The sequence below is a fragment of the Accumulibacter sp. genome (assembly GCF_031732815.1).
GTDB lineage: Bacteria > Pseudomonadota > Gammaproteobacteria > Burkholderiales > Rhodocyclaceae > Accumulibacter.
Genome location: NZ_JAVMKF010000327.1, coordinates 1 through 10982, shown reverse-complemented (window position 1 = coordinate 10982; position 10982 = coordinate 1). Strand labels below are relative to the sequence as shown.

Annotated in this window: 6 protein-coding genes; all 6 read left to right on the top strand. The window is 62.2% G+C overall.

Annotated features, from left to right (window positions below; genetic code table 11):
- A partial coding sequence (locus tag RKP46_RS20075) for a DNA methyltransferase (protein ID WP_311108266.1) occupies positions 1 to 2423 on the top strand: 2423 nt, incomplete at its 5' end.
- The gene (locus tag RKP46_RS20070) at positions 2420 to 4474 is read left to right on the top strand and encodes a DEAD/DEAH box helicase (RefSeq protein ID WP_311099657.1); all 2055 of its coding nucleotides are present in this window, start codon (positions 2420 to 2422) and stop codon (positions 4472 to 4474) included. The genes RKP46_RS20075 and RKP46_RS20070, both read left to right, overlap by 4 nt.
- Complete coding sequence (locus tag RKP46_RS20065) at positions 4467 to 5654, top strand: GIY-YIG nuclease family protein (protein ID WP_311099659.1); 1188 nt, start codon at positions 4467 to 4469, stop codon at positions 5652 to 5654. The genes RKP46_RS20070 and RKP46_RS20065 overlap by 8 nt, the downstream gene beginning before the upstream one ends.
- Before the next feature lie 106 nt (positions 5655 to 5760).
- Positions 5761 to 6558: a restriction endonuclease gene (locus RKP46_RS20060; protein ID WP_025513333.1), complete on the top strand. Its 798-nt coding sequence runs from the start codon at positions 5761 to 5763 to the stop codon at positions 6556 to 6558.
- An 11-nt stretch (positions 6559 to 6569) separates the two neighbouring features.
- Positions 6570 to 7349 (top strand): Hachiman antiphage defense system protein HamA, encoded by a 780-nt coding sequence (locus RKP46_RS20055; RefSeq protein ID WP_025513332.1) that lies wholly within the window; start codon positions 6570 to 6572, stop codon positions 7347 to 7349.
- The gene (locus RKP46_RS20050) at positions 7333 to 10854 is read left to right on the top strand and encodes a DEAD/DEAH box helicase (RefSeq protein WP_311099661.1); all 3522 of its coding nucleotides are present in this window, start codon (positions 7333 to 7335) and stop codon (positions 10852 to 10854) included. The genes RKP46_RS20055 and RKP46_RS20050 overlap by 17 nt, the downstream gene beginning before the upstream one ends.
- Positions 10855 to 10982: the final 128 nt, after the last annotated feature.

Here is a 10982-nt window from a genome sequence, read left to right as displayed (position 1 = left end):
GCTTCTTCCTGCCGCTGGCGGGCATCAGCACCGTCCGCCAGATCAGCGAAAACGCCTTCGACATTCGGGCCACCAGCCGCCTGAACCGTCTGTACGTCGAACTGCTGAAAGACAACCCTGAATGGGGCACGGCGGAGCGCCGCCACGACATGAACAAGCTCATGGCGCGGCTGATCTTCTGCTTCTTCGCCGAGGACACTGACATCTTCGTCGGCAGGGGCCGATTCACCGAAACCGTCGCGCAGATGAGTGCCAGGGACTCGTCGAACACGCACGAGGTTATCGCCATGCTGTTCCGCGCCATGAACACCAAGCGCGAGGACCGGGCAGCAGCCAAGATTCCCCGGTGGGCCGAAGACTTCCCCTACGTCAACGGGCAGTTGTTCTCCGGCAGCGACGAAGTGCCGCGATTCAGCAAGATCGCCCGGTCCTACCTGCTGCACGTCGGCGGGTTGGACTGGACCAAGATCAACCCTGACATCTTCGGTTCGATGATCCAGGCCGTTGCCGAGGACGAGGAGCGCGGCGAGCTGGGGATGCACTACACCAGCGTTCCCAACATCCTGAAGGTGCTGAATCCGCTGTTCCTCGACGACCTGCGGTCCAAGCTGGAAGAAGCGGGCGACAACCCACGCACCTTGCTCAACTTGCGCAAACGCATCGCCAGAATCAGAGTTTTCGACCCCGCCTGCGGGTCGGGCAACTTCCTGGTCATCGCCTACAAGGAGATGCGCGCCATCGAGGCCGAGATCAACCGACGGCGCGGCGAGCTGGATCATGCCTCAGAAATTCCGCTCACCAATTTTCGCGGGATCGAGCTGCGCGACTTCCCGGCGGAGATTGCGCGCCTCGCGCTGGTCATCGCCGAGTACCAATGCGACGTGCTGTACCGGGGCCAGAAGCTGGCACTCGCCGAGTTCCTGCCCCTGCGCAACGAGAACTGGATCACCTGCGGCAACGCGCTACGGCTCGATTGGCTGAGTTTGATGGATGTTGGCGGCTCAGGTGTGAAGCTGGTTTCGGACGACCTTCTAAAAACACCGCTTGATCAGGCTGAGATCGACTTCGAGAACGAAGGTGGCGAGACGTATATCTGCGGGAACCCGCCTTATGCCGGTCTGAGTTCGCAAACCCCGGAACAGAAAGCGGATCTCAAGTGGCTCTTTGAAGATCACAGTCAATACTGGAAGTCGTTCGACTACGTGATGGGTTGGTTTTGGAAGGCGCATGAGTTCATGCACCATCAGACGGCGAAAGCAGCCTTCGTTGCGACGAACTCAATTTGCCAAGGCCAGCTTGTTCACATGTTCTGGCCGCTGCTCCTGGACGCATCGTCGCGAATTTTCTTTGCCTACTCGTCGTTCAAGTGGCGCAACCTGGCTACACACAATGCCGGTGTCACTGTCCTCATCATTGGTCTGACCACCGATACAGGTAAAGGGGCGCGACTCTTCGAGGCATCGGATGGCGACGAGGCCATCGAGAAGTTCGTTCCGAACATCAATGCATACATTGTGCCCGGACCAAATCTTTACGTTGATGCCGTAAGTAGAGCGCCGACGGGTCGCCCCGACATGTACTGGGGCAACAAGCCCACAGACGCCGGAAATCTGATCTTGTCGCCCGATGAAGCGCGGCAGATCACCCGTGAGTCGCCGACTGCTAAAAAATTTCTGCGGCCCTACTTTGGTTCGGATGAGTTCATCAAGGGTTCGCCTCGGGTTTGCATTTGGGTCACTGATGCTGACGAAAGCGAGGCCAGTTCCGTCCCGAGCCTTGCTGTCCGCTTTGAACAGGTGAGGGAGTTTCGGGAAAGTAGCAAGGCGAAGGAAACGCGCCCTGCTGCGCAGTACCCGCACAGATTCCGGCAGATTCAGGGCAAACCGGGCAACCAGTCAATCATCGTTCCGATCCATTCGAGCGAGTCTCGGCCGTATCTTCCAGTTGGGCTGCTCCCAACAGGTGGCATTATTTCCAATGCTGCGTATGGCCTGTACGACGCGCCTCTATGGAACATGGCGCTCATTGCCTCGCGCCTGCATCTTGTATGGATCGCCACCGTCTGCGGCAAGCTGGAAACGCGCTACCGCTATTCCAACACCCTCGGCTGGAACACGTTTCCGGTGCCGACGCTGACCGAGAAGAACAAGGCCGATCTCATCCGCTGCGCGGAGGACATCCTGCTGGCGCGGGAGCATCACTTTCCCGCGACCATCGCGGACCTGTACGACCCCGACAATATGCCCGCCGACCTGCGCGCCGCCCATGATCGCAACGACGAAGTGCTGGAGCGCATCTACATCGGTCGGCGCTTCAAGAACGACACCGAGCGGCTGGAAAAGCTGTTTGACCTCTATACCAAGATGACCGCTTCGGCTGCACCTGCCAAGGGCAAGAAGCGCAAAGCGGGAGCCAACGCATGAGCGACAAGATCACGTCCGTACCGTCCGTTTCCGTCACCTACGCCCGCAACGGCGGATCGACTAAGGCCAATGCGCTTGGGATGAGGCCCATGCAGGAGCGGGCCTACGAGAAGCGGGGCGAGCAATACCTGCTCATCAAGTCGCCGCCCGCATCGGGCAAGAGCCGTGCGCTGATGTTCGTGGCACTCGACAAGCTCAAGAACCAGGGCTTGAAGCAGGCCATCATCGTTGTGCCGGAGAAGTCCATCGGTGCCAGCTTCAACGACGAGCCGCTGTCGAAGTACGGCTTCTGGTCAGACTGGCAGGTCGAACCCAAGTGGAACCTGTGCAACGCGCCAGGCAACGACAACGGCGGGAAGGTGAAGTCGCTGGGCACATTCCTTGAAGGCGACGACAAGGTGCTGGTCTGCACGCACGCCACCTTCCGCTTCGCCGTCGATGCCTACGGCGTGGAGGCGTTCGATGACCGACTGATCGCGGTCGATGAGTTCCACCACGTTTCAGCGAACCCGGACAACAAACTCGGCTTGCACCTCGGGCAATTCTTCGCGAGGGGCAAGACGCACATCGTCGCCATGACCGGCTCCTACTTCCGTGGCGACGCCGAGGCCGTGCTCGCACCGCAGGATGAGTCGAAGTTCGATACCGTCACCTACACCTACTACGAGCAGCTCAACGGCTACGAGTACCTCAAGCAACTCGACATCGGCTACTTCTTCTACAGCGGGCCTTACGTCGATGACATCCTCAATGTCCTCGATCCCGCCGAGAAGACCATCATTCACATCCCGAATGTCAATTCGCGCGAGAGCACGAAGGACAAGATGCGGGAAGTGGAGCACATCATCGAGGCGCTGGGTGAATGGCAAGGCATCGACTCTGCGACCGGCTTCCAACGTGTCAAGCGCCCCGATGGCCGCGTGCTGCGGATCGCCGATCTCGTCGATGACGATGCCACCAAGCGCGACCGCGTGTCCGCCTCGCTCAAAGACCCGGCGCAGAAGAACAACCGCGACCATGTGGACATCATCATCGCGCTGGGCATGGCGAAGGAAGGCTTCGATTGGATTTGGTGCGAACATGCGCTGACCGTGGGCTACCGCGCCAGCCTGACCGAGATCGTGCAGATCATCGGCCGAGCTACCCGCGACGCGCCCGGCAAGACCCGCGCGAGGTTCACCAACCTGATCGCCGAGCCGGATGCAGCCGAGGAAGCTGTCACCGAGGCCGTCAACGATACGTTGAAGGCCATCGCGGCAAGCCTGCTGATGGAGCAGGTTCTTGCTCCGCGCTTCGAGTTCAAGCCCAAGAACCCCGACAGCGGCCCGACGCCGGGCTTTGACTACGGGGAAGGTGGCTACGACGCGGACCGCTGCAATGTCGGTGTCAATGAGCAGACAGGGGCGTACCAAATCGAGATCAAGGGCCTCGCCGAGCCCAAGAGCAAGGAGGCAGCACGAATCTGTCAGGAAGACCTGAACGAAGTCATTGCGGCCTTCGTGCAGGACAAGCCCACCATCGAGCGCGGCCTGTTCGATGAGGAGCTGGTGCCCGAGGAGCTGACGCAAGTTCGCATGGGCAAGATCATCAAGGACAAGTATCCCGAGCTTGACGCCGAAGATCAGGAGGCCGTGCGCCAGCACGCCATCGCCGCCCTCAACCTCACGCAGCAGGCCAAGCGGCTTGTCACCGAAGGCGAGAGCGATGGGTCGCCCAACACCGCCCTGATCGACGGCGTGCGCCGCTTCGCGATGGACGTGCGCGAGTTGGACATCGACCTGATCGACCGCATCAACCCCTTCGGGGAAGCCTACGCCATCCTTGCCAAGACCATGAGCGAGGACAGCTTGAAGCAGATCGCGGCGGCCATCTCGGCCAAGCGCACGAGCCTGACGCCGGACGAGGCGAAGGAGATGGCCGTTCGCGCCGTCCAGTTCAAGAAGGAGCGCGGCCGCATTCCGGCGCTCGATTCTCAGGATGCCTGGGAGCGACGCATGGCCGAAGGCGCTGCCGCTTTCATGCGCTTCAAGGCGGAGGGACGCTATGAGTAACTCCGATCTTGACGAACTCGCTGCGGAGCTTGCCGAGTTCGCTCCGGCTGAGAAGAAAAATGGCCGCCCAGCCAGCGAGGAGCGTGTCATTGCTGGCTTCGAGGAAATCCAACGCTTCACAGAGCAGCACGGGCGTGCGCCGCAGCATGGCGAAGACCGCGACATATTCGAGCGCCTATATGCCGTGCGGCTCGACCGTCTACGCGCGCTCCCGGATTGCCGCGCCTTGCTTGAGCCGCTAGACCATCAGGGCTTGCTTGCTGGGGCGCCGACCGTTGCCGCTTCGGCAGTTGAAGCCATCGACATCGACCACCTGGCCGCCGAGCTGGCGGGCGTAGCCGACGCGGACGACATCACGGTCCTACGCCATGTCCGCACCAGCGCCGACAAGCGAGCCGCCGAGGAGATCGCGGATCGCAAGCCGTGCAAGGACTTCGAGACCTTCCGGCCCCTGTTCCAGCGCGTGCAAGCGGAAGTCAAAACCGGTATGCGCCAGTCCCAGCCCATCGAAGCGGGCCGCCGTGCGATTGAAGTCGGAGACTTTTTCGTTCTCGATGGCCTTACTCTCTACGTCGCCGAGGTCGGCGAGCCGTTGAAAACCACCGCCGGGGAAGTGGATCGCCGCCTGCGCCTCATCTTCTCCAACGGCACCGAAAGCAATCTGCTGCTGCGCTCGCTCCAGCGAGCGTTCTACAACGACCCCGCCGCGCGGCGGCTGGCCTCGCCCGAGAGCGGGCAACTCTCTTTCGGCGGTGAGCTTGAGGCCGATGATGTCGAAAGCGGCACGATCTACGTCCTGCGCTCCCTCTCGGATCATCCCTATGTCGCGCAGCACCGCGACATCATTCACAAGATGGGCGTGACGGGGGGCAGGGTGGAGACGCGCATTGCCAACGCCGAACACGACTCCACCTACCTGCTGGCAAAGGTCGAAGTGGTGGCGACCTACAAGCTCGCGGGCATCAACCGCACTCGGATGGAGAACCTGTTCCACAGGCTGTTCGCGCCCGCGCGGTTGAACATCACCATCAACGACCGCTTCGGTCACCCTGTGCAGCCTGAGGAATGGTTTCTCGTTCCGCTGTTCGTGATCGACGAGGCCGTGGCGCGCATCAAGGATGGCAGCATCACCGGGTACATCTACGATCCCAAGGCTGCGAAGCTGGTGAAGGCGGAGTAGTAGACCAATGATCGTCCGTGGGGGAGGACAGTTTATTAGCTCAATACGATCCATCGACCTGCGCTTTGTAGATGACCTCGTTGACTTCGTTCGTGGTCCTGGGTTCGTGCTCGACTTTTCCGACACGAGCTTCGCGGATTTTTTCGCCTTGGAGCTGAAGGTCAATATTGACGATCCCAAATACGCGGCGAACGGCGGCTCCAAGGGGAAACGGCTGCGCTATTTCCTGCAAAACTGCGACGATGCCACTGCCGTTAGCGCGCTTACGGCCCTCTGGGAGTACCGCTCCGACTATCTTGCCCGCAGCGGCGGCAAGGACCCGGTAATCGATGCGCAGTCGCGCTATCAAGGCTTGATCAATCGTCTCTCCAGCGGTGCGGCTCCGAAGCCAACCCAGCTCCAACCCGTTGTCGATCGTCAGAAGATCGCCACCATAAAAGCCGAGCTGCTGAGGGTCTCCTCGCTCAGCGCACAGGCACGCGGCTTTGCCTTCGAGGGATTCCTCAAGGGCCTGTTCGACGCATTCGGTTTGGCCGCCCAGGAACCGTTCCGCCTTTGCGGTGAGCAAATCGACGGCAGCTTCCAGCTCGGCAGCGAGACCTATCTGCTGGAAGCCAAATGGCATGGTCAGCCAATTGGCGTCGCCGATTTGCACACGTTCCACGGCAAGATTGAACAGAAGGCCGCCTGGACGCGAGGCCTGTTCGTGAGCAACAGCGGCTTCTCCGATGACGGCCTCGTCGCCTTTGGCCGAGGCAAGCGCGTCATCTGTATGGACGGTCTCGATCTCTATGATCTGCTCGATCGCGAGATACCGCTCAACCAAGTTCTTGAACGGAAGGTGCGCAGGGCAGCCGAAACCGGCACGCCCTTTCTTCGCGTTCGCGACCTCTTCCCGAGCTGAGGAGGAGGCGCATGGTGCAGTTCAACGATTGGTGCGACTCCGCGGACACGCCCCTGGGAAATCATCACGTTCGGGTCATGACGGGCCGGCCGGCGGACGCTGCGACCGGCATCCAGGTGACGGCCACGGCCGTCCCCGCCCACTACGCCGCCGAGGAACGCATCGCCGCAGCGCTTGCGAGGCTGGGCAAGGTCGCTGCCGCGCAGATGATCACCAATCTTCTCCCGCAAACGCCGCAGATCCGATCGGGCGATCTCGGCGAGATCTACGCTACGGAATGGATCGACGCGCACAGCGGCTATCGCGCCCCCATCAAACGGCTGCGCTGGAAGGATCACCGCAACATGGCGATGCGCGGCGACGACGTCATCGGCATGCTTCTCGACCCGGCAACACAGCGCCTCCGCTTCCTGAAGACAGAAGCCAAGAGCCGCATCGACCTGCGCGCCCAAACGCTGGAGGAGGCGCGGACCGGCCTGGATAAGGATGGCGGCCTTCCCTCGTCGCATGCATTGTCCTTTATCTCAGCCAGGCTGATGGAGCTGGGCACCGACGCGCCGCTCGTCGACGCCATCGACGAGGCGCTCTATCGGCACGGTATCCCGCCCGAGAGCGTGAAACATCTCCTCTTCACCTTCTCCGGGAACTCCCCGCAAGCGCTGCTGACACAGGCGCTGCAGGCCTATCCTGGTTCATTCGAACAATTGGGTGTCGGCCTGCACGTCGACGGCCATGCCGCCTTTGTTGGGGCCGTCTACGATCGGGTCATAGCCGATGCCAACCACCCCTGACGCGATCACAGCCGCCATCACGGACGCGGCGACGGCAGGCTTTCGCGGCAGGCTCATCGCGCGAGGCCAGGCGCGCGCCATGATCTGGCGTGACGGTGTTCTGCCCCCTGGCGCGCCCGCCTTCTCGCCGCAGCTCAGCTTCGATCTCCACAGTTACGCCTATGGCTTGCTTGGGCTGGGGCTGCGCCTCCTCGAACTCGATGGCGACCCGAACCAGGCACGGATCGCATTCGAACAGGCGGCGACCGCCCTCGAAGCGGTTATGGCCAAGGGCAACCGCGACGAAGCAGACCGCGATTTCCATTTCGTCATGGCGGCGGCCAGCTATCACCTCGCACACCTGTCTGCCCGAGCCTATTCCCTCCTTGCGATCGTGGCCGCCGAGGAGAATTTCTCCCCGATCGAACAGGCGCTCGCGCTGTTGATGCGCCGAGACGTCAACGAGCTGCGCGCACGCGTGTACGCCTTCCGCCTGGATGGTCGAGGATCGGACGCGACCATTGCGGCGCTATTCCAACAACGACTTGTGGAGCCTGTCGCCGCCGACGCGCCGGAGCGCGATGGTCAGGACTTCCTCTTCGAGGGCCTCGATCTCGCCCTGACCGATGCCTTCTTCGGCGCATTCGCGACATTCCTGCTCGCGCTGGATCGCGGCGAGAGAGCCCTAGTCGACCGGGCGATCGCGCAGCTTCGGGAAAACCTCGACATCTGCGCGGAATTGAACCTTCTGCCGCAATGGTGGGTGCATCGGGTCGCCATCCATCTGCTCTCCGACCTCTGGTCGAACACCTTCCACGAGAAGGTCCCGCTACTCCCCGCCGGTGGCGCCGCGGCGTCATGGCCCGGCCTTCGCGAGCTCTTCATCGCCCTGCTCGCTCGCCGCCCGAGGGCCGAGGTCGACCTGTGGCCTTCGCAGACCGAGGCGGCGTCGCGCGCCGTCGATCAGACCGACAATCTCGTCGTCTCGCTGCCGACCAGCGCCGGCAAGACCCGGATTGCCGAATTGTCAATTCTGCGGTGCTTGGCTGGTGGCCAGCGAGTTATGTTCGTGACACCGCTTCGCGCCCTGTCGGCGCAGACGGAAACCACGCTCCAGCGTACCTTCGGTCCACTCGGCAAGACCATCTCCGCGCTCTACGGCAGCATTGGCGTATCCGGCTTCGATGAGGACGCTATCCGCGAGCGTGACATCGTCGTCGCGACCCCTGAGAAACTTGACTTCGCGTTGAGGAACGATCCGTCGCTCCTCGACGACGTCGGCTTGCTCGTGTTCGACGAAGGCCACATGATCGGACCTGGGGAACGCGAGGTTCGGTACGAGGTTCAGATTCAGCGCCTCCTGCGCCGCCAAGACGCCGGTCACCGCCGGATCGTTTGCCTGTCGGCGATCCTTCCTGACGGAGATCAACTCGAGGACTTCTCGGCATGGCTGCGTCGAGACCAGCCCGGAGGCCCGATCAAGAACGACTGGCGACCGACGCGCCTGCGGTTTGGCGAGGTAACCTGGAACTCGCCAACGGCGCGTCTCAATCTTCGCGTCGGCGATGAAAGACCCTTCGTGCCTCGCTTCCTTACCGGCGCGGCGCCGCCGCTGTTCGTACCGCCGAAGAAATTACGCACTCGGCTCTTTCCGGACAGCCAACAGGAATTGAGCCTTGCAACGGCGTGGCGGCTCGTCAGCGATGGCCAGACGGTGCTGATCTACTGCCCCGAGCGCCGAAGCGTCGAGCCGTTCGCCAAGGTTGTCGTCGACTTGCACTCGCGCGGCGCGCTCGCGTCCCTGCTAACGGTTGACCCCGCCACACTCCAAACCGCTATCGCGCTCGGCGAAGAATGGCTTGGCCCGGACAGCGACATCCTCAAATGTCTGCGGCTTGGCGTGGCGCTTCACCATGGGGCCTTGCCGACCGCCTATCGCAAAGAAGTCGAGCGACTGCTGCGCGACAGCGTGCTCAAGGTAACGATCTCATCGCCGACGCTGGCTCAGGGCCTCAACCTGTCGGCCACGGCGGTCGTTATGCATTCGCTCTATCGCCACGGCGAGAAGATCAAGGTCTCTGAATTCAAGAATGTCATCGGGCGCGCCGGCCGCGCCTATGTCGATGTTGAAGGGCTAGTCCTCTTTCCCATTTTCCAGGATTCGCGGAACAAGAAGCATAATGAATGGGTCGAGTTGATCGAGGATCTTGGCGCCCGCGAGATGGAGAGCGGGCTCATTCAGCTCATCCTCTCGCTTCTCATGCGCATGCATGCACGGCTTGGCGGCAATCTCGATCAGCTAATGGACTACGTCGTCAACAACGCCGCGGCATGGACCTTCCCCGAGGTCGCCGGCGAGAAGGCCGACAAGCGCGAGCGGGCGCTGAAGGAGTGGGAGCGTCATATGGCGACGCTCGACACCGCCATTCTCAGCCTCATAGGCGAGGCCGACGTGCAGGATGATCAGATCGAGGCCGCGCTCGACAACATCCTTCAATCTTCGCTCTGGCAGCGTCGCCTGCTTCACGTCGACGACGCATCACGCGCCGCCTATCGCGCCACGCTGCTCACGCGGAGCCGGTATATCTGGGCGAATTCGACTGCCGCTACACGACGCGGCTACTTTCTGGCCGGGCTCGGCCTCGAAGCTGGACATGCGCTGGACGCAATTGCGGCTGCGGCAAACGACCTTCTCGTACAGGCCAACGCAGCCCTCGCAGCATCGGACCATGAGGCGGCAATCGCTGCGATCACCGGCATCGCCGAACGCGTGTTCGCCTTCTACCCGTTTGAGCCGGATCCATTCCCGGCGAATTGGCGCGACATCCTCAGATGCTGGCTGCTCGGGCAGCCGTTGGCAGCGATCGTCGCCGGACAGGAAGCCGAGGCATTGCAGTTTATTGAGGGTGGCCTGGTTTATCGCCTGCCTTGGGCCATGGAGGCCTTACGCGTCCGTGCCGCCGCCAATGGCGATGTCGTCGGCATGCTCGCACTGGCGTTGGACGACTATGAGCTCGGCCTGGCTGTGCCGGCTGTCGAAACGGGGACGATGAACCGCTCCGCCTCAATTCTGATCCAGGCGGGTTTCAATTCCCGGCTGGCGGCCATAAAAGCCGTCACCGACACGGCCGCCACCTTCACGACTGGCGCGGAATTGCGCGCGTGGCTGCGCTCACCCGGCCTCGCGGTCTGGTCGGCGCAACCCAACTGGCCAACGGCCGAGACGCGGGCCATATGGCTCGAATTCATCCAGGAGTTCGCCCCGTCAGACAATCGGACCTGGGCGCGACGGGATTATCTTGGAAACGTCCAGTGGTTCGCCGCACCCGCGCCTCCCGGAACACCAGTCAGCCTCTTTCATAGGAACGGACAGCCGCTGGTGCTGGCGCCCGACGGGCACGCGATCGGTCTGCTACAGCACCCGCTCAACCCGAATCGGCGCGGTCTTGTGCGAGCGACTGTCGCTCTGAATAACGGCCAGCTCGATCTGAGTTATCTCGGCCCCGATGACCTGTGGGAGGGTTAGAACCGCAGATGACGAAGCCACCTACATACTTCGGCGCATGCGAGTGTGCTGAACTTACAGATACTTCTTGAATGTCGCCGCCGCAATGCACACCGCCACGCCGAGCAGTGCGGCGCTGGGCAGCAGGA